Origin of the sequence: Kitasatospora sp. NPDC057223 (assembly GCF_042669755.1) — a bacterium.
GTDB lineage: Bacteria > Actinomycetota > Actinomycetes > Streptomycetales > Streptomycetaceae > Kitasatospora.
The window spans coordinates 39,027-58,252 of the sequence record NZ_JBHUWW010000007.1 but is presented as its reverse complement, the minus strand read 5'-3'; the positions used below and the strand labels follow the sequence as shown (position 1 = coordinate 58,252).

Here is a 19,226-nt window from a genome sequence, read left to right as displayed (position 1 = left end):
TATCACTCTAAGGTGGTAGAGGTAAACCGAAAGTGGGGCATGCCACGGAGCGCGAGCGTCGGTAGCTTGAGAGTTATGTTGACGGGGGAAACACACCGGCCGGCCCAGTTCACTCGCCGCGCAGCACTGGGCACCAGACCTTTAACCGCACGGCAGTACGGCGCCCGCACACTCACAACTCTGCGGCTCTGTCTGGTGGAAGCCAGAATCTCGGTACAGGCCATGGCACTGCTCCGGCTGCTCACCGCAGTGGCGCTCTGCGGGGGCCCCTCCACCGCCGGCGGCCTCCCCGGCCTCCTCGCGGGTGTGCTCGGCTGGCTCTGCGCCACCACCTTCGCCTACCTCTACAACGGCGTCGCCGACGCCGACGAGGACGGGCTGAACGAGTCCGGCCGGCCGATCGCCCGGGGGGCTCTCAGCAGCCGCACCGCCCTGCGGGCCGCCGCCGGCTTCGTGGCGGTCGCGATCGCGGCGGCCACCGTGGTCGACGTCCGGATGGTCGCGGCCGTCGTCGCCGTCCTCGTCCTCGGCTACATCTACTCCGCCCCCGGCCTGGCCTTCAAGCGGACCAGTGCGGGCGCCATGGCCGTCCTGCTGCTCAGCGGGAGCCTCACCTACTACGGCGGCAGCGTCATCGCCGGCAGCGACCGGCAGGACGGCCCCGCGCTGCTGATCCTCGCCCTGGCGATGTCGCTCTGGATGGCCCTGGTGGGCGCGCTCGTCAAGGACTTCTCGGACGTCCCGGGCGACGCCGCCACCGGACGCCGGACCTGGGCCATCGTCCTCGGCGAGACCCGCACGGCTGCACTGGCCGCCGCGAACGCCCTGCTCCTCGGCACCGCCTTCGTGTTCGCCGCCGTCCGCTGGGCCCCCTCCCTGCTGCCCGCCGCCCTCGCCTGCCTGCTCGGCGCCGGCTGCGTGGCCGTCTCCCTCGCCCTGCTGCCCCCCGACGGCTCGCGGGAGCGGCGCCGGGTCCCCTACCGGCTGTTCATGGTGACGCAGTACCTGGTGCACGGCACCGCACTCACCACCGCCCTCGCCTGACCACCACCCCTGCCCGACCGCCGGCTACCCCTGACCGCCGGCCGCTCCGCGCAGGCTCTGCCACGCCCGATGGACGCGAAATGCTCCGAGGGGGGGCTCCGAACTCCCGGCCCGGCAGGATACCGAATGACCGTTTGGTCGCCGGTCCCATCCGCCGCGCATTCGGAATAGTCCGAAATCCCGCGACATGTGCCACTGCAGGAAGCCGCGACAGCCTGCAAGTTCCTGCACTTGCGGAAACATGCAATCGGGCGCCACTTGTTCACGGGCCGACTCACTGTGAGGGTGGAGTCACGCCAGGTCGACCGGGCAACCGCAGCCCGACGACGGCGACTTGCTCTCCAGATGAGTACACCGGGCACGTCCGCGCCCGGGTACTTCGGGGGGGAGAGCGCCGGGGGAAGGCCATGTGTGGTGATGGCCGACCTGAACCGGAGCCGGTGAGGCGTTGCTGCTCCGCCTCACCGGAAGCCGCCGTGACCTCGGCGGGTACCGGCGAGCCCCCTGGTCCCGGCCGTGCGTCCGCACACCGGGGCCCGGGGGCCGTCGGCAGCGATCGCGGGATCGCACCCCGACGGGACTGCTGCGATCATGATCGGACGTTGAGGGACGTCCGGCAGGGAGTTGTTCGAGGTGACTGCGGATCCGACGGCCGATCCGGGCGCGGAGGTGCCCGACGAAGCGGCCCGGCAGCTCTACCTGGCCATCCTGGCCAGAGGCGGACGCATCCCGGTCAGCGCGGTGGCGGCAGCCGACGAAGCGGCACTGGGCCGGCTGATCGACGTGGGCCTGGTGATGCCGTACGCCGTGGACGCCTCCTACACCGCCGTCAGCCCCCGCGCCGTGAGCGACCGCCTGAGCGCCGAACTGCGCTCCGAGGCCACCCGGCTCCTCGTCCGCGCCGAAGGGCTGCCCACCGCCCTCGACGGCCTCACCCGCGCCTACGACGCCGTACCGCGCCGCTCGGACGGGCAGAGCGAAGCCGTCCACATCGAGGGTCACGTCCACATCCGGCACCGCATCGCCCAGCTGGTCTCGGACTGCGCCGAGGAACTCCTCACCGCCCAGCCCGGCCACCGCCCGGCCGCCCTCCTCGACACGGTCGTCCGCCAGGACCTCGCACTGCTGCAACGGGGCCGGGCCCTGCGCACCCTCTACCAGCCGACCGCCCTCCAGGAACCGGCCACGCTGACCTACGCCGCCGCCGTCACCGGACACGGCGCCCACGTCCGGGTGCTCGACGAGCCCTTCCAGCGGATGATCGTCTTCGACCGCTCGGTCGCCGTCGTCACCGCGGCCGACGACCACACCCGCGCCGCCTTCATCTCCGACCCGGCCGCCGTCGCCTTCCTCGTGGCCGTCTTCGAACGCGACTGGGCCCGCGCCGACACCTTCGAACGGCACACCGCCACCGCCAGGGAGAACACCTCCCACGCCGCCGACCGCGTCGGCCGCCTGCTCGCCACCGGCCTCACCCAACGCGCCGTCGCCACCCGCCTGGGCCTCAGCGAACGCACCGTCGCCGCGCACATCCACCGCCTGCGCGAACGCCACGGCGCCCAGACCCTCTTCCAGCTCGGCTGGCAGATGCGCGGAGGCCGCAATGACTGACCGCCCCCTCTCCGGATCGCTGCCCGAGATGCTGGACGCCTCGGTACCGGACACCGCGGCCCGCGACCTCTATCTCACGATCCTGCGCGCGGGCGGCCGCCTCCTCGCCTCCGATGTCAGGGACGCCGACCGGGACACGGTCTCCCAGCTGGTGGCACTCGGCCTGCTCGTCCTGAACATCGCGGATGCCGCCTACAGCGCGGTGAATCCCCGGGCCGTCAGCGAGCGGATCAGCAGCGACCTGCGCACGACGGGGACCAGGCTCCTGCTCAGGGCCGAGCAACTGCCCGACCTGCTGGGCGACCTGACCCAGGCCTACGAGGCCGCACCCCGGAACATCGACAGGTCCGGTGCGGTGCAGCACGTCCACGGCATGAGCGAGATCCGGCACCTGGTAAGCAGGCTCGCCCAGGACTACCGGCAGGAAGTACTCGCCTGCCAACCGGGTGGCGCCCGCCCCCCCGAGCATCTCGGGGACTCACTCAACCAGGCCCGCGACTACCTCGGGCACGGCGGCGCCATGCGCACCATCTACGAGCCCGCCGCCCGCCTGCACGGCCCCACCGCCGAGTACTGTGCCCGGGCGGCCGCGCTGGGAGGCGGCATCCGCCTCCTCGACCAACCGTTCAAGCGCCTGCTGATCTTCGACCGCACGGTGGCCGTCATTCCCGCCTCGGCCGACAACACCAGCGCCACCTTCATCGAGGACCCCGCAATGGTCGAGTTCCTCGTCGGGTTCTTCGAACAGCAGTGGCAGCAGGCCGAGGGCGTCGACTGGGCAGCCGTCGTCAACGGCACCGCCGAATCACAACTCCCCGCCCAGATCGGCCGCCTGCTCTCCCAGGGCCTCACCCAGAAGTCGATCGCCAACCGCCTCGGCCTCAGCGAACGCACCGTCGCCGGCCACATCTCCCGCCTGCGCGAACAGTACGACGCCGACACCCTGTTCCAACTCGGCTGGCAGATGCGCGGGGGGCGCGGTGACTGAGCCGCCCGCCGGCCTGATCGGCTCCGCCGCCCGCGAGCTGTACCTCGCGATCCTCGGTGAAGGCGGCCAGATCCGGGCCCGCGACATGGCGCCGGACGACGCGCCCTCGCTGGAGCGTCTGCTGCAACTCGGCCTGGTCGTCGCCCGGGTGGAGGACGCGGCGTACGCCACCGTCAACCCGCGGACCGTCGGGAGCCGGATCGGCGCCGACCTGCGGGCCACCGGTGTGCGGCTGCTGGGCGAGGCGGACGAAGTACCCGCACTCCTCGGCGACCTCACCCACGCCTACGACTCCGCGCCCCGGAAGCCCGACCGGACGGGCGTGGTGGAGCACGTCCAGGACGTCGCGAAGATCCGGCACCGGATCGCCCAACTGGATGCCGACTGCACCGAGGAGATCCTCGCGGCCCAGCCCGGCGGTGCCGGGCCGTCCGAGAGCATGCCGGACGCGCTGGAGAGGATCCGGCTCCTGGTGGAGCGCGGCGGCGTCATCAGGGGCATCTACCGGCCCGGGGTGCGAACAGACGCCGTCACGTCGGCCTACGCCGCCGCGGCGACCGAACTGGGCTGCCGCTACCGGGTGCTGGCCGAGCCGTTCACCCGGATGCTGGTCTACGACCGCCGGGTCGCGGTGATCCCCGCGGACGCGGACAGCAGCAGCGCGGCGTTCGTCGAGGATCCGACCGTGGTCGACTTCCTGGTGGAGTCGTTCGAGCGGGACTGGCAGGAGGCCCAGCGGGTCCAGTGGGCCGACGGGGCCCGGAACTCCACGGACCGTCGGCCGGTCCAGGACCAGGTCGGCGCGATGCTGGCCTCCGGCCTGACCCAGCGGGCGATCGCGAGCCGCCTGGGGCTCAGCGAACGCACCGTCGCGGGCCACATCGCCCGCCTGCGCGAACTGCACGACGTCGAGACGCTGTTCCAGTTGGGCTGGCAGATGCGGGGAGCCGCGGCCGGCGGCGGGCGGGGGAAGCGCCATGACCGGTAGCCGCCCGGACCTTCCGGACGCGTCCGCACGCGCCCTGTACGCCGAGATCCTCGACCGGGGCGGCCGGCTCGCGTCGTCCGAGACCGCCGGGGTCGACGGCGCGGCCCTGGCCCGCCTGGTCGCACTCGGGCTGCTGGTGGACCGTCCGGAGTGCGCCGCCCACGTCGTGGTGGATCCACGTGCCGTCGGCAGCCGGGTCAGCGCCGGACTCCGGTCCGAGGCCACCCGGTTGTTCGTCCAGGCCGAGGAACTGCCCCGGGAATTCGCCGAGTTGTCGCGCGCCTACGACGCCGCGCCACGCCGGATCGACCGCTCCAGCAAGGTGCAGCAGGTGCACGGGACGGACGCGATCCAGCACCGGCTCGACCAGGTGGAGGCGGACTGTACGTGGGAGATCCTGGTGACACAGCCCGGCACCACCCGGCCGGCACAGTGCATCCCCGACTTCCTGCCCCGGATACGCCGCTTCTGCGGTACGGGCGGCGCCGTACGGATCATCTACTCCCCCGGCACCCGCGCCGATGCGACGGCCGAGGGGTACGGTGCTGAGGCCACCGCGCAGGGAGCCGGCGTCCGCTTCCTGAGCGAGCCGTTCAGGCGGATGCACGTCTACGACCGGCGGGTGGTGGTGATCCCGGCCGGCGCCAACGGCAGCGCGGCCGCGTTCATCGAGGACCCAGCAGTGGTCGGGTTCCTGGTGGCGCGCTTCGAGCGGGACTGGGAGCGGGCGGAACGTGTCCCGTGGGACGGTCCGGACCCCCGGAACGGTACGCACTCCGTACAGGCCGCGATCGCGCAGCTGCTGTCGCAGGGGCTGACCCAGCGCTCGATCGCCGGCCGGTTGGGCCTGGGCGAACGGACGGTGGCCGGTCACATCTCCCGGTTGCGGGAGGAGCACGACGCCGAGACGCTGTTCCGGCTCGGGTGGCAGATGCGGGAAGCCCGTGACGGGACCGGCGAATGACGGTGAAGGTGACAGCCGTGGTGGCGGGATCAGCCGGTTGCGGCGCCGGTCGTCCAGAAGTCGAACGGCCCTACGGCCGGGGGCTGCTGGCGCGGGATGCTGAACTGCTCGCCGGGGGCCGTCCAGAAGCCCTCGCGGAGCGACAGCGCCATGCCGGCCCAGTCGAGCGCGGTCTCCACGGTGTGCCGCAGCGCCTCCTGCGACCAGGTGTCGTCGAAGACGAGCGGCAGCACGGGGGCGACCTGCTCGATCGTGGCGATCAGCGGGTTGTGGGTGATCGCCTCGTCCACCAGCAGCACGACGGGCTTGCGCAGCGCGGAGGCCCAGCCGAGTTCCAGGCTGACGCCCGCGCTCAGCGGAGCACCCACGTACGCGAACACCAGGTCGGCGGTCTGCAGGGCGCGGAAGTCGGAGGGAACCCGCGGCTCCGGCGCCCGGCCGGCCACCGTCCAGGCGTCGCTGTGGTGCGCGCTGTACACCGCGGCGCCACTGCGGAGCAGCGTGGAGCGCAGGGTGGTGAGGCGAGTACGGCTGGCCAGGGTCACCACACTGTCGGCCGGTCCGGTCAGACGCATCAGCGGCGCGGCGAGGAACACGCGCGCCCGCCGGCCCTCGGGGGCCTGCGCGGCGTGATTTCGCTGGTAGGGCTCACTCATGTCGACTCCGAGGGATCGGCCGACCGGATGAGAAGCGGTGCCGGCCGGCGGGTGCGGATAGTTGCTGCTTCAAGTGGATCTGGCGGCGCTGACCTGATAGGTATTTGACAGTGCAGCGGCAACTTTGCCGCCTTGCCGGACCATCGGGAGCGAACTGATCGTCTATCAACGCCTGCGGCCGCGTCCAGGTTGCAGCCCTGTCATCTGGATGACTGGCAGAGAGATGACGCCGCTCAACATGCCCGCGTGGATGACACCGCCCCGGGGCGTACGGCATCATGTGGACGCTAGTGCTATTTGACTCAGTTCGCGAAGCGTCCAGAAAAATGGGGTGGACTCGTGTCCCGCATGAACCGACTCGTCCGCAGGCTTGTACTTCCGATCGTCATCGGCGCAGCCGCATTGGTCGGCGGCTACGTTTCCACGGAAAGCCCGAATGTCCAGCCCGACCAGGCCAGTGTTGCCACTCCGGACCTGACCGCTACCCAGTACACCGCTGCCGACCTGCACTGGGGCTGACCGTAGGACCGCACACAGGGGTGGACCCGGACGTTGGGGACCGAGTCGGTACGACAGCAGCAGCCGTCGTGTGATGCCGGGGACACCACCGTGTCAGGACCCCGCTCCCCACTCTCGTTCCCGCCGGGGCACACTGCCGAGCACATATCCGAGCTGGAAGAGGGAGTCGACCTTGTAGTCGTCCCTCATCTCCGCGATGTGACGCGCCAGAGTCCGCTCGCTGATGCCCAGTCGCCGCGCGATGACGCGGTGGTTCGTCCCGGAGAGCAGCAGTTCGATAATGGTCTGCCGAAGCCGGGAAACCACCTGCTGCGGAACAGTACGGTCACCGTCGAATTCGAGCGCCCGACTCCAGCTGCGCTCGAACACCTCCTCGACGATAAAACTGATCACCGCCGGATCGTGGATGAATGCCGCCATATTGTCTTCGGCCACCGGAATTACCGCAAGACGGCGATCCACTATGATCAGACGGGCATACGGCTCGTCCAGGGTCCTGAATTGCCATCCTTCGCCGGCGAGTTTCGAAACATAATCCCTGGTGGGCTGGTGGTAGCGAGTGCTGGCGTTGTAGATGGTCCGCATCGCACCTCCCCCCCTCAGGATCTCCAGGTCCCGCTCCAGACCTGATGCGAGCAGCTCGGGAGGCCGAGGACCGCCTGGCTGCATGGCAAGGCCCTCCGCCATCCCGACGGCCACGGACTGTTGGAGCCGCTGATTTATGAGCGCCTTCCCGCGGACGTACTCAATAGGGCCGCCGGTCTGATCGGGAGTATGGAAGGCCTCTGCCAGTTCGTTGAGATCCGACGGCAGGGAAACTGCTCGCGAGAGCAGTTCGAGCGCCTGCCGCTGCCATGTCGAACTGAGACTCGCCGCGAGCTGCGTGGGATCGACCGCAAGCAGAAGTCCCGGTTCATCACCGTCATGGATGAGCAGACCCAGGCCCAACAACTCGTCGATAGCAACACTGGCAGTCGGTGCGCAGCCGCCCCGGCGCAGCCGCCCATTCTCCTGGACAGCCTTCAGATAAAGCGCGCGGGCGTCCGCAGAAAGGACTTGTGATCCGCGCGGCATGGAACCGGGCTGCTCTCGCCCACTCATTGTCGGCTCCTCGTCGTCGACCGGACACGCAGTCAAGTGACTGGAACGTGTTGCACCCGAATCCTAGGCAGCGACCGCGGTCTGCGAGCCTGACCCGACGGCACGGCCTGGTCGACCGGTCCCTGCCCCGGTGCAGCACTCTCTCACCTCACGCAAGTCGCCGGCACCCCCCGGGCGGAGGGAACCGGCGGCTGTACGTACAGGTGGCGCGGCTACCGCTTCGGGCGCCAGACCACCAGGGCGCTGGACTGGGCCACCTGCTGGTACGGGACGAGGTCGCGGCGGTAGGAGGCGTGGACGGCGGCCTCGCGCTGCTGGAGGGCGCTGGCGGCGCCTTCCAGGGAGTCGGCGAGTTCGCCGATCCGGGACTGGAGGGCGGCGACCTGGTTCTCCAGCTCGATGATGCGCTTGATGCCGGCCAGGTTGATGCCCTCGTCCTGGGACAGCCGCTGGACCTCGCGGAGCTGCTGGATGTCGCGGGCGGAGTAGCGGCGGCCGCGGCCGGCCGTGCGGTCGGGGCAGACCAGGCCGAGGCGGTCGTACTGGCGCAGGGTCTGCGGGTGCAGGCCGGAGAGTTCGGCGGCGACCGAGATCACGTAGACCGGGGTGTCCTCGGTCAGTACGTAGGCGGGGCCGGGGGCCGGGTTGCGGGCGGCCCGGCCGGGGCGGGGGCCTCCGGGGAGGCCGTCGCCGAGGCCGACGCCGATCGAGTCACGGTTCATGAGCTGGTCACGCTCCCTCCGCCGCCCGGAAGAGGGCGGCCCGCGGATCGTCCGAGGCGGTGGCCTCGCGGTACTGCTCCAGAGCTGTCAGTGCGTCGCCGGTGACGTGCTGAGGTACCACGACCTCCACGGTGACCAGCAGGTCTCCGCGGGTGCCGTCCTTGCGGGTGGCGCCCTTGCCGCGGGCCCGCAGGGTGAGGCCGTTGGCGCTGCCGGCGGGCAGTCTGAGCTTCACCGGCGGTCCGTTGAGCGTCGGCACCTCGATGGTGCCGCCGAGGGCGGCTTCGGGGAAGGACACCGGCACGGTCACCGTGAGGTTGTCGCCCTTGCGGCCGAAGACCGGGTGCGGGTCGACGTGCACGAGGACGAAGAGGTCGCCGGGCTGGCCGCCGCGTTCGCCCTGGGCGCCCTTGCCCTTGAGCCGGATGCGCTGGGCGTCCTGCACGCCCGCGGGGATGCGGACCTGCATGGTGCGGGCGGAGCTGGCGCGCCCGCTGCCGTGGCAGTCGAGGCAGGGGTCGTCCACGATCATGCCGCGCCCGCGGCAGTCCCGGCAGGGCTCGGAGAGGGCGAAGGCGCCCTGGCCGCGGCTGACGGTGCCGGCGCCGACACAGGTCGGACAGACCCGCGGGGTGGTGCCGGCCCGGGCGCCGGTGCCGCTGCAGGTGCGGCAGGCGGCCTGGCTGGTCATCCGCAGCGGCACGGTCGCGCCGTCGACCGCCTCCTCGAAGCTGAGGGTGACCTCGGTCTCGACGTCGGCGCCGCGGCGCGGCTGGGCCTGCCGGCCGCCGCGGCCGAAGAGGCCGCCGAAGACGTCCCCGATTCCGCCGCCGCCACCGCCGCCGCCCGGGGCGCCCTGGCTGCCGTTGAAGAGGTCGCCGAAGTCGAAGCTGTAGCTGCCGTTGCCGCCGGGGCCGCCGGACCGGTAGCCGCCGTTGGCGAAGAGGGTGCGCGCCTCGTCGTACTCCTTGCGGCGCTTCTCGTCCGACAGGACGTCGTAGGCCTCGGAGATGTCCTTGAAGCGGTCCTCGGCCTTGGCGTCACCCTTGTTGGCGTCGGGGTGGAACTCGCGGGCCAGCTTGCGGTACGTCTTCTTGATCTCGGCGGAGGTGGCGTCCTTGGGTACACCGAGGACCTTGTAGTAGTCCTTTTCCACGTAGTCCTTGCCGCTCATGGCTGCCGCCACCTCCCAGGGTCTATAGGTCCGCTACGGGTGCCGGCGGCCCGGGGGCCGTCGGCGGATACGGCGCTGCGGAGCCGTTCGTCGTACTGGACGACGTACGACTCCGCAGCGCACAGGTTGTCAGCTTTCCGCGCCACCGTCAGCCTTGTCGGCGTCGCCGTCCGCCGCCTTGTCGGCGTCGTCCGGGGCGGCCGTGGTCTGGGCGCCCGGCTGGGGCTCCGCGACCGCGACCATCGCCGGGCGGATGATCCGCTCGCCGATCCGGTAGCCCGGCTGGAGGATCTGCACGCAGGTGTCCTCGGTGACGTCCGAGGAGTAGCTGTGCATCAGCGCCTCGTGCATCGTCGGGTCGAAGGGCTCGCCCTCCTTGCCGAACTGCTGCAGGCCGAGCTTGGCGACGACCGTCTCCAGGTTGTCGGAGACGGACTTGAACCCGCCCGTGACCTCGCCGTGCTCGCGGGCCCGGCCGATGTCGTCGAGCACCGGGATCAGGCTCTCCAGGATGTTGGAGACCGCGATCTCACGGACCGTCATGCGGTCCCGCTCGACCCGCTTGCGGTAGTTCTGGTACTCGGCCTGGAGGCGCTGGAGGTCACCCGTCCGCTCGGCCAGCTCACGCTTGGCCGCGGCGAGTTCGTCAGCGCCACCGGACGCGGCAGCCTCCTCGGCTGCCGCGATGACGGCCTCCTCGGCGGCGGAGTCGTCGCCGGGCTCAGCACCCTGCGGCTTCTCCGTCACGCCGCACCACCCTTGGGCTTCTCGTCGTCGACGATCTCGGCGTCGACCACGTCGTCCTCCGCGCCGCCGGCCGGTGCGCCGTCGGCGGCGGCGCCGCCCGCGGCGTCGGCGTTGGCGTAGAGCGCCGTGCCGAGCTTCTGGGCGGTGGTGGAGACCTTCTCGGTGGCCTCGCGGATCGCCGCGATGTCCTCACCCTTGAGGGCTTCCTTGAGCTCGCCGATCGCCGTCTCGACCTCGGTCTTGACGTCGGCCGGGAGCTTGTCGGTGTTGTCCGCGATGAACTTCTCGGTCGAGTAGACGAGCTGCTCGGCCTGGTTGCGGGTCTCGACCGACTCGCGGCGCTTGTGGTCCTCCTCGGCGTACTGCTCGGCCTCGCGCATCATGCGCTCGATGTCGTCCTTCGGCAGCGCGGAGCCACCGGTGACGGTCATCCGCTGCTCCTTGCCGGTGCCGAGGTCCTTCGCGCCGACGTGCATGATGCCGTTGGCGTCGATGTCGAAGGTGACCTCGATCTGCGGCAGGCCGCGGGGGGCCGGGGGCAGGCCGGTCAGCTCGAACATGCCGAGCTTCTTGTTGTACGAGGCGATCTCGCGCTCGCCCTGGTAGACCTGGATCTGCACGGACGGCTGGTTGTCCTCGGCCGTCGTGAAGATCTCGGAGCGCTTGGTCGGGATCGTGGTGTTGCGCTCGATCAGCTTGGTCATGATGCCGCCCTTGGTCTCGATACCCAGGGACAGCGGGGTGACGTCGAGCAGCAGGACGTCCTTGACCTCGCCCTTCAGGACACCGGCCTGGAGAGCGGCGCCGATGGCGACGACCTCGTCCGGGTTCACGCCCTTGTTGGCGTCCTTGCCGCCGGTCAGCTCGCGGACGAGCTCGGCGACGGCCGGCATACGGGTCGAGCCGCCGACGAGGACGACGTGGTCGATCTCGGAGAGCGAGATGCCGGCGTCCTTGATCACGTTGTTGAACGGGACCTTGCAGCGGCCGAGCAGGTCGGCGGTGAGCTGCTGGAACTGGGCGCGGGTGAGCTTCTCGTCCAGGTGCAGCGGGCCCTCGGCGGAGGCCGTGATGTAGGGCAGGTTGATCGACGTCTCGGAGGACGAGGACAGCTCGATCTTCGCCTTCTCGGCGGCCTCGCGCAGGCGCTGGAGCGCCATCTTGTCCTTGGAGAGGTCGACGCCGTGGCCGGCCTGGAAGACCTTGACCAGGTGGTCGACGACCTTCTGGTCCCAGTCGTCACCACCGAGGTGGTTGTCACCGTTGGTGGCCTTCACCTCGACGACCCCGTCGCCGATCTCCAGCAGGGAGACGTCGAAGGTGCCGCCGCCGAGGTCGAAGACCAGGATGGTCTGGTCGTCCTTGTCGAGGCCGTACGCCAGGGCGGCCGCGGTGGGCTCGTTGACGATGCGCAGGACGTTGAGGCCCGCGATCTCACCGGCCTCCTTGGTGGCCTGGCGCTCGGAGTCCGAGAAGTAGGCCGGGACGGTGATGACGGCGTCCGTCACCGTCTCGCCCAGGTAGGACTCGGCGTCCCGCTTCAGCTTCTGCAGGATGAAGGCGCTGATCTGCTGCGGGTTGAAGTCCTTGCCGTCCAGGTTGACCTTCCACCCGGTGCCCATGTGGCGCTTGACCGAGCGAATGGTCCGGTCGACGTTGGTGACCGCCTGGCGCTTGGCCACCTCGCCGACCAGCACCTCGCCGTTCTTGGCGAAGGCGACGACGGACGGCGTGGTCCGAGCGCCCTCGGCGTTCGTGATGACGGTGGGCTCGCCACCCTCCAGAACGCTGACGACCGAGTTCGTCGTGCCGAGGTCGATACCGACCGCGCGTGCCATCGTAAATACCTCCACGTAAGAGTTGAGCTTTACAGGCTCAAGCATGCCTGACGAGATCGGGAGCGTCAACAGGCTTGAGTTCGGTCGGCTCAACTTTACTGCGCGCATGGCCATCGGACCGGGACCGGCGGGGCCGGAGTGCCAAGGGTGGGCCATCCGGGTGAGCGGGTCCTTAGTGACTGCCGCCATACCTGATACATCTTCTGAACGACCGTTAACGCGCGGTAATCTCCGCCGGGGTCCCCCGGCAAGTTACCGATGAGTACAATCGGCCCGGACACCTCTACACCCGTACACCCCAGCCGCAGGAGACGGAGAGCCGATGCAGCTAGCAGCGATCGTCATCTCGCTGGTCACCACTGTGATCGGCACCGCGCTCGCCGCCCGTGCGGCCGCGTACATCTACCGGGTGGTGCGGACCGGCTCGCCGGACGCCACCCGTACCGGGAACCCGGTACAGAGGACGAAGACGGTCGCCGTCGAGTTCCTCGGTCACACCAGGATGAACCGCTGGGGCATCGTCGGCATCGCCCACTGGTTCGTGGCGGTCGGCTTCTTCACCCTGGTCACCACCCTGGTCACCGCCTTCGGGCAGCTCTTCGACGCCGAGTGGGTACTGCCCGTCGTCGGCCACTGGCTGCCGTTCGAGCTCTTCACCGAGCTGGTCGGCACCCTCACCACGCTGGGCATCGCCACCCTGATCGTGATCCGCCTGCTCAGCCTGCCGGGCCGGGCCGGGCGCAAGTCGCGCTTCGCCGGCTCGATCGCCTGGCAGGCCTTCTACGTCGAGTACACGATCCTCGGCATCGGCATCTGCATCATGGTGCTGCGCGGCCTGGAGGGCGCGCTGGCCGGCGTCGAGTCGTACGAGGCCGCCTACCTGGTCTCGTACCCGCTGGTGGTGGCGTTCCGCGGCCTGTCGCACGGCACGCTGGAGAACCTGATCTACCTGTTCGCGATGCTGAAGATCTGCATCTCCTTCGCGTGGGCGATCACCATCGGCGTCAACCCGTCGATGGGCGTGGCCTGGCACCGCTTCCTCGCCTTCTTCAACATCTACTTCAAGCGCGAGGAGGACGGCGCGGTCGCCCTCGGCGCGCTGCGCCCGATGACCAGCGGCGGTGCGCCGATCGACTTCGAGGACCCGGCCGACGACGCCGTCTTCGGCGTCTCCCAGGTCGAGCACTTCTCCTGGAAGGGCATCCTCGACTTCTCCACCTGCACCGAGTGCGGCCGCTGCCAGTCGCAGTGCCCCGCCTGGAACACCGGCAAGCCGCTCTCCCCCAAGCTGCTGATCATGAGCCTGCGCGAGCACGCCTTCGCGAAGGCGCCGTACCTGCTGGCCGGCGGCGGCAAGGACGCCGAGGGCAACGAGATCGCCACCGCCGAGCAGCTCAAGGATGTCCCCGCCGCCGCCCTGGCCGAGGCCGAGCGCCCGCTGATCGGCACCGCCGAGGAGAACGGCGTCATCGACCCGGACGTGCTCTGGTCCTGCACCAGCTGCGGCGCCTGCGTCGAGCAGTGCCCGGTGGACATCGAGCACATCGACCACATCGTCGACATGCGCCGCTACCAGGTGATGATCGAGAGCTCCTTCCCGACCGAGGCCGGGACGATGCTCAAGAACCTGGAGAACAAGGGCAACCCGTGGGGCATGGCCACCAAGGCCCGCCTCGACTGGGTCAAGGAGCTGAAGAAGGAGACCGGCATCGAGGTGCCGGTGATCGGTGAGGACATCGACCCCGCCGAGGTCGAGTACCTCTACTGGGTCGGCTGCGCCGGCGCCCTGGAGGACCGCGCCAAGAAGACCACGAAGGCCTTCGCGGAGCTGCTGCACACGGCGGGCGTCAAGTTCGCGATCCTCGGCAAGGAGGAGACCTGCTCCGGCGACTCCCCGCGCCGGCTGGGCAACGAGTTCCTCTTCCAGATGCTCGGCGCGCAGAACGTCGAGACCCTGAACGCCGCGCTGGAGGACGCCCCGGTCAAGCGGATCGTGGCCACCTGCCCGCACTGCTTCAACACCATCGCCAACGAGTACCCGCAGCTCGGCGGCCACTTCGAGGTCATCCACCACACCCAGCTGCTGCAGCACCTGATCGACGAGGGCCGGCTGCTGCCGGTCAACCCGGTCGAGGGCCTGATCACCTACCACGACCCCTGCTACCTGGGCCGGCACAACAAGGTCTACAGCCCGCCGCGCGAGATCATGGACAAGGTCCCGGGCCTGCGCCAGCAGGAGATGCACCGCCACAAGGAGCGCGGCTTCTGCTGCGGCGCCGGCGGCGCGCGGATGTGGATGGAGGAGCGGATCGGCAAGCGGATCAACACCGAGCGGGTGGACGAGGCGCTGTCGCTCAACCCCGACATCGTCTCCACCGCCTGCCCGTTCTGCCTGGTGATGCTCTCCGACTCGGTCAACGGCAAGAAGGCGTCGAACGGCGGCTCCGCCGCGGGCGAGGGCGCGGCCAAGGAGCACCTGAAGGTCGTCGACGTCGCCCAGCTGCTGCTGGAGTCCGTCAAGGCCGTCCCGGGCGCCGAACCGGAGCCCGCGACCGTCGACGCCTGACCGGCGGGCCCCGGCCCCGGTTCGACGGTTCTGCCACAGTCCGGGCCCGGCCCGCGCCACGACGGCGCGGGCCGGGCCCGTTCGCACAGGCCCGCCCACCAGGGTCGTACACGCCTCGTACGGCGTACGGGCGGAGCCGCCCGCGCGCAGGACCGTCCGGCCAACAGGGCAGCCGCCTGACACCGGCCGCACGAGAAGGAAATACAGTAGGCGCCTGACCCGCGTCGTGCGGGTCGGGCCCGTCCAGGGACAGCCCCGGCAGGGCACACCTCCAGCGGAGGCGACGGCCGCCCGGCGGCATCGCCACACCGAGCACAAGGGGAACAGCGCAGACCATGACCGAGGCGATCATGCTGGTCGGTGGCAAGGGCACGCGACTGCGCCCGTTGACGACCCACACCCCCAAGCCCATGCTCCCCGTGGCGGGCGTCCCGTTCATCGCACACCAGCTGGCCCGCGCCGCGGCCGCCGGGGTCACCCGGGTCGTGCTCGCCACGTCCTACCTGGCCGAGGTGTTCGAGGACCACTTCCAGGACGGCACCCCGTACGGCATCGAACTGGTCTACCTGACCGAGCGCGAACCGCTCGGCACCGGCGGAGCCATCCGCAACGCCGCCTCCGGCCTGACCTGCGGCCCCGACGAACCCGTCCTGGTCTTCAACGGTGACATCCTCTCCGGCGTCGACATCGCAGCCCTGCGGGACGGCCACGTCGCCGCCGGCGCCGACGTCACCCTGCACCTCACCCGCGTCGAGGACCCGCGCGCCTTCGGCCTCGTCCCGACGGCGCCGGACGGCCGGGTGCTGGAGTTCCTGGAGAAGCCCGAGACCCCCGAGCAGATCGTCACCGACCAGATCAACGCCGGCTGCTACGTCTTCACCCGCTCGGTGATCGACCGCATCCCCGCCGGCCGCGAGGTGTCGGTCGAGCGCGAGACCTTCCCCGAGCTGCTCGCCACCGGCGCCCTGCTGCGCGGCGTCGTCGACACCTCGTACTGGCTCGACCTCGGCACTCCGGCCGCCTTCGTGCGCGGCTCCGCCGACCTGGTGCTCGGCAAGGTCGACTCCCCCGCCGTCCCCGGACCGACCGGCGACGCACTGCTGCTGCCCGGCTCGACCGTCCACCCCGGCGCGGTGCTGAGCGCGGGCACCGTGGTCTCCGAGGGCGCGGTCGTCGAGGCTGGCGCGATCGTCGAGGGCAGCGTGGTGCTGCCCGGCGCCGCCATCGGCCCGGACACCTTCGTGAAGGACTCGATCGTCGGCGCGTACGCCGTCATCGGCGCCCGTACCTCGCTGGACGGCGCGGTCATCGGCGACGGCGCCACCGTCGAGGCCGACAACGAGCTGCCCAGCGGCATCCGGATCGCCTGCGGCACCCTGCTGCCCGTCGGCGCCGTCCGCACCACCGCGGGCCCCGGCGGCTGCCCGGCCGGCGCCTCGGCCGCCGCCGCCGTCCACGCACCGAGGGTCGGCGCGGAGCACTGACCGACCCGGGCGGGGCCGGGGAGCGGAGCAGGGGCGGGGCCTTCCGCCCGTCACAGGCTCGCTGCAATCCGGCCCCGGCCACATGATCGACCGCCGCCCGGGCGGTCCGCCGGGTACCTTCAGAACGTGGCTGGCAATCGATACGACAACGGTCAGGGCCCCGACCCCCGGAGATGGACGACTCCTCCCGGAGGCGCGGTCCCCGGTGGCACCCCGCAGCAGGGTTACGGGCAGGCGGACGGCCCCGAGTACTTCACCGCACCGCAGGGCCGGGGCCCGGGCGGTCCCGGCCCGTACCCGCCCGGCCCGCATGACGCCGACCCCTACGCGGGCGACCCCTACGCGGGCGACCAGCCAGGACACACCCGGGCCTTCACGGTCGGCGAGAGCGCCGCGTACGGCACCGACCCGAACGCCCCGGGACAGCCGCCGCAGTACCGGCAGGACGACGGCTACGACGGGCACGGCCGCTACGACGGCTACGACGGCTACGGCGAGCAGGGGTACGGCGGCCAGGACAACGTCGCCGTCTACCGGGCCGGCGGCCAGTCCGCGCCGCACGTGGCCGGGCCGCGCCCGCGCTGGCGCGAGCTGCTGACCGGCATCTACCGCTCGCCCGCCGCCACCTTCGACCGCACCCGCGACCACCAGGTCTGGCTGCCCGCCCTCACCGTGTCCCTGCTGTACGGCGTGCTCGCCGTCCTCGGCCTCGGCCTGACCCGGGACGACGTCCTCGGCTCGACCTTCACCGTCGCGCTGACCGCGCTCGCCGCCTCCGCCGTCGTCTTCACCCTCGCGGGCGGCATGCTGGGCGCCGTCACCTACGCCCTGGCGAGGCAGTTCGGCGGCGACGGCCCCTGGAAGTCGACCATCGGGCTGGCCGTCCTGATCGGCTGGACGACCGACGTGCCGCGGCTGCTGCTGGCGCTGTTCCTGCCTGCCGACAACCTGGTCGTCCAGGCCGTCGGCTGGATCACCTGGCTGCTCTGCGCCGTCCTGCTGACCACCATGGTGCGGCGCGTGCACGACCTGCCGTGGGGCAAGGCGGCCGGGGCGGCCGCACTGCAGCTGCTGGCCCTGCTCGTCCTGATCAAACTGCCGACCCTCGGCTGACCCGCCCCGCACCAGCCGCACCCACCCTCGTACGTATCCAGTGCACGGAGCCACCGCATGACCCTCCCGACCCTCCCCACCACGCACGTCAGCTTCCCCGCCGGGGCGGTCACCGGCGAGTCGCCGGTCCTCGCTGTCCATCCGCTGGCCGACGGCCGGTACGCCGTCGTCACCGCGGCCACCCCGTTCCACCCGCTCGACCACACCTGGCCCGACCAGCCCGCCGACACCGGGACGCTCACCGTCGACGGCGTCGAACTGCCCGTGGTGGACTGCCTCACCGGCGCCGTCGGACCGGACGGCTCCGGCATCCTGGTCGGCGCCGGCATCCCGGTGCGGCGCGGCGACGAGGAGTGGTCCTGGCTCGTCCTGCACGTCCTGGCCGGCGACCCGGGCGACATCACCGGACGCCCGGCCGTGCTCGCCGTCGACGCCGGACGCCGCGCCGCCCTCAGCGCCTCCCACAGCGGCTGCCACCTGCTCGCACTCGCCCTGAACGCCGCCCTCGCCCCGCGCTGGCGCAAGGACCCGGGCCGCGCCGACGCCTTCGGCAGCCCCGACTTCGACAGCCTCGCGATGGCCTCGTCCGTGATGGACACCGAGGCGAGCACCGACACCTACCGGCTCGGCAAGTCGCTCAGGAAGAAGGGCTTCACCGCCGAGGCCACCGAGGACCTCCCCGCCCTCGCCGAAGCCCTGCCCGCGCTCACCGCGACCGTCAACGACCTGCTCGCCGGCTGGGTCGCCGCCGACGCGCCCGTCCGCATCGAGACCCCCGGCCCCGAACTGACCGCCCGCCGCCAGTGGCACTGCGAGCTGCCCGAGGGCCCGGCCGTCATCGCCTGCGGCGGCACCCACCTGCACCACCTCGGCGAACTCGCCGAACTGCGCACCGAACTGCGGCTCTCCGAGGACGGCATCGAGCTGACCGCGGTCACCCGCCCGAAGCGGGCCTGACCCACACGACGCGGACGGGCGGCCACCCCCGGTGGGGTGGCCGCCCGTCGCTGCGTGCTGCCGGTCGGCCGGCCCGGTCCTCCGGGCGGTCGATCAGTCGTTCGTCCGGTCGGTCAGACCTGGCTGCGGTGGAAGTTCAGGTGCGAGCGCGAAGCCGTCGGGCCGCGCTGGCCCTGGTAGCGCGAGCCGTACCGCGCGGAGCCGTACGGGTGCTCGGACGGCGAGGAGAGCCGGAACAGGCACAACTGCCCGATCTTCATCCCCGGGTAGAGCTTGATCGGCAGCGTCGCGACGTTCGACAGCTCCAGCGTGACGTGCCCGCTGAAACCGGGGTCGATGAAGCCCGCCGTGGAGTGCGTCAGCAGCCCGAGCCGGCCGAGGCTCGACTTCCCCTCCAGCCGCGAGGCGACGTCGTCCGGCAGCGAGATGACCTCGTACGTCGAGGCCAGCACGAACTCGCCCGGGTGCAGGATGAACGCCTCGTCACCCTCGGGCTCGACCAGCCGGGTCAGGTCCGGCTGCTCCTCCGAGGGATCGATGTGCGGGTAGCGGTGGTTCTCGAAGACCCGGAAGAAACGGTCCAACCGGACGTCGATGCTTGAAGGCTGGACCATCGAAGGGTCGAACGGGTCGATGACGACCCGGCCCTTGTCGATCTCGGCACGAATGTCCTTGTCAGAGAGCAGCACGCTCCGAGGTTACGTGCAGAGCGGGCCGCGGCCCAATCGGCCGCGGCCCGCACCTGCCCGCCACC

The 19,226-nt window shown here is 71.0% G+C and carries 16 protein-coding genes and 1 pseudogene; 10 read left to right on the top strand and 7 right to left on the bottom strand.

Features of this window, described 5'->3' with window-relative positions; translation table 11 throughout:
- The first annotated feature begins 222 nt into the window (after positions 1-222).
- From ACFUK0_RS04875 to ACFUK0_RS04855, 5 genes are all read left to right on the top strand, one after another.
- Positions 223-1,044 carry a UbiA family prenyltransferase gene (locus ACFUK0_RS04875; RefSeq protein WP_380246620.1) on the top strand — a complete coding sequence of 274 codons (822 nt, stop codon included), beginning with the start codon at positions 223-225 and terminating at the stop codon, positions 1,042-1,044.
- Positions 1,045-1,677: 633 nt separating this feature from the next.
- A complete protein-coding gene (locus ACFUK0_RS04870) occupies positions 1,678-2,655 on the top strand; it encodes a helix-turn-helix domain-containing protein (RefSeq protein WP_380246619.1) in 978 nt (325 codons plus the stop codon).
- Positions 2,648-3,643, top strand: coding sequence for a LuxR C-terminal-related transcriptional regulator (locus ACFUK0_RS04865; RefSeq protein WP_380246618.1), 996 nt, complete (start codon positions 2,648-2,650; stop codon positions 3,641-3,643). The genes ACFUK0_RS04870 and ACFUK0_RS04865 overlap by 8 nt, the downstream gene beginning before the upstream one ends.
- Positions 3,636-4,631, top strand: a complete 996-nt coding sequence (locus ACFUK0_RS04860; RefSeq protein ID WP_380246617.1) for a LuxR C-terminal-related transcriptional regulator — start codon at positions 3,636-3,638, stop codon at positions 4,629-4,631. Before ACFUK0_RS04865 ends, ACFUK0_RS04860 begins: the two co-directional genes overlap by 8 nt.
- Entirely contained in the window at positions 4,621-5,595 is a 975-nt protein-coding gene (locus ACFUK0_RS04855) for a LuxR family transcriptional regulator (RefSeq protein ID WP_380246616.1), read from the top strand. The genes ACFUK0_RS04860 and ACFUK0_RS04855 overlap by 11 nt, the downstream gene beginning before the upstream one ends.
- 29 nt (positions 5,596-5,624) lie before the next feature.
- Here the strand turns inward: ACFUK0_RS04855 and ACFUK0_RS04850 are convergent, their stop codons facing one another.
- On the bottom strand, positions 5,625-6,251 hold the full coding sequence (locus ACFUK0_RS04850) for a hypothetical protein (RefSeq protein WP_380246615.1): 627 nt from the start codon (positions 6,249-6,251) through the stop codon (positions 5,625-5,627).
- Between the two features lie 348 nt (positions 6,252-6,599).
- Between ACFUK0_RS04850 and ACFUK0_RS04845 the strand changes: the two genes are divergently transcribed.
- On the top strand, positions 6,600-6,770 hold the full coding sequence (locus tag ACFUK0_RS04845) for a hypothetical protein (RefSeq protein ID WP_380246614.1): 171 nt from the start codon (positions 6,600-6,602) through the stop codon (positions 6,768-6,770).
- Positions 6,771-6,863: 93 nt separating this feature from the next.
- Here the strand turns inward: ACFUK0_RS04845 and ACFUK0_RS04840 are convergent, their stop codons facing one another.
- The 5 genes from ACFUK0_RS04840 to dnaK form a co-directional block, all read right to left on the bottom strand.
- Positions 6,864-7,871, bottom strand: a complete 1,008-nt coding sequence (locus ACFUK0_RS04840; protein ID WP_380246613.1) for a hypothetical protein — start codon at positions 7,869-7,871, stop codon at positions 6,864-6,866.
- Between the two features lie 212 nt (positions 7,872-8,083).
- A complete protein-coding gene (locus ACFUK0_RS04835) occupies positions 8,084-8,593 on the bottom strand; it encodes a heat shock protein transcriptional repressor HspR (protein ID WP_380246612.1) in 510 nt (169 codons plus the stop codon).
- Positions 8,594-8,600: 7 nt separating this feature from the next.
- Entirely contained in the window at positions 8,601-9,767 is a 1,167-nt protein-coding gene (gene dnaJ / locus ACFUK0_RS04830) for a molecular chaperone DnaJ (RefSeq protein ID WP_380246611.1), read from the bottom strand.
- A gap of 129 nt (positions 9,768-9,896) precedes the next feature.
- Positions 9,897-10,514, bottom strand: coding sequence for a nucleotide exchange factor GrpE (gene grpE / locus ACFUK0_RS04825; protein ID WP_380246610.1), 618 nt, complete (start codon positions 10,512-10,514; stop codon positions 9,897-9,899).
- A complete protein-coding gene (gene dnaK / locus ACFUK0_RS04820) occupies positions 10,511-12,352 on the bottom strand; it encodes a molecular chaperone DnaK (protein ID WP_380246609.1) in 1,842 nt (613 codons plus the stop codon). Before dnaK ends, grpE begins: the two co-directional genes overlap by 4 nt.
- A 322-nt stretch (positions 12,353-12,674) precedes the next feature.
- Here dnaK and ACFUK0_RS04815 point away from each other — a divergent pair, with 322 nt between their 5' ends.
- From ACFUK0_RS04815 to ACFUK0_RS04800, 4 genes and pseudogenes are all read left to right on the top strand, one after another.
- A complete protein-coding gene (locus ACFUK0_RS04815) occupies positions 12,675-14,918 on the top strand; it encodes a (Fe-S)-binding protein (RefSeq protein WP_380246608.1) in 2,244 nt (747 codons plus the stop codon).
- Positions 14,919-15,253: 335 nt separating this feature from the next.
- Positions 15,254-16,318, top strand: a pseudogene (locus ACFUK0_RS04810) (sugar phosphate nucleotidyltransferase); the annotation flags it as partial.
- Positions 16,319-16,528: 210 nt separating this feature from the next.
- Positions 16,529-17,515, top strand: coding sequence for a Yip1 family protein (locus ACFUK0_RS04805; RefSeq protein ID WP_380246607.1), 987 nt, complete (start codon positions 16,529-16,531; stop codon positions 17,513-17,515).
- 57 nt (positions 17,516-17,572) lie between these two features.
- Positions 17,573-18,472, top strand: a complete 900-nt coding sequence (locus tag ACFUK0_RS04800; RefSeq protein ID WP_380246606.1) for a metal-dependent hydrolase — start codon at positions 17,573-17,575, stop codon at positions 18,470-18,472.
- A gap of 113 nt (positions 18,473-18,585) precedes the next feature.
- Here ACFUK0_RS04800 and dcd read toward each other — a convergent pair whose 3' ends face one another.
- The gene (dcd, locus tag ACFUK0_RS04795; protein WP_380246605.1) at positions 18,586-19,161 is read right to left on the bottom strand and encodes a dCTP deaminase; all 576 of its coding nucleotides are present in this window, start codon (positions 19,159-19,161) and stop codon (positions 18,586-18,588) included.
- Between the last annotated feature and the right edge of the window lie 65 nt (positions 19,162-19,226).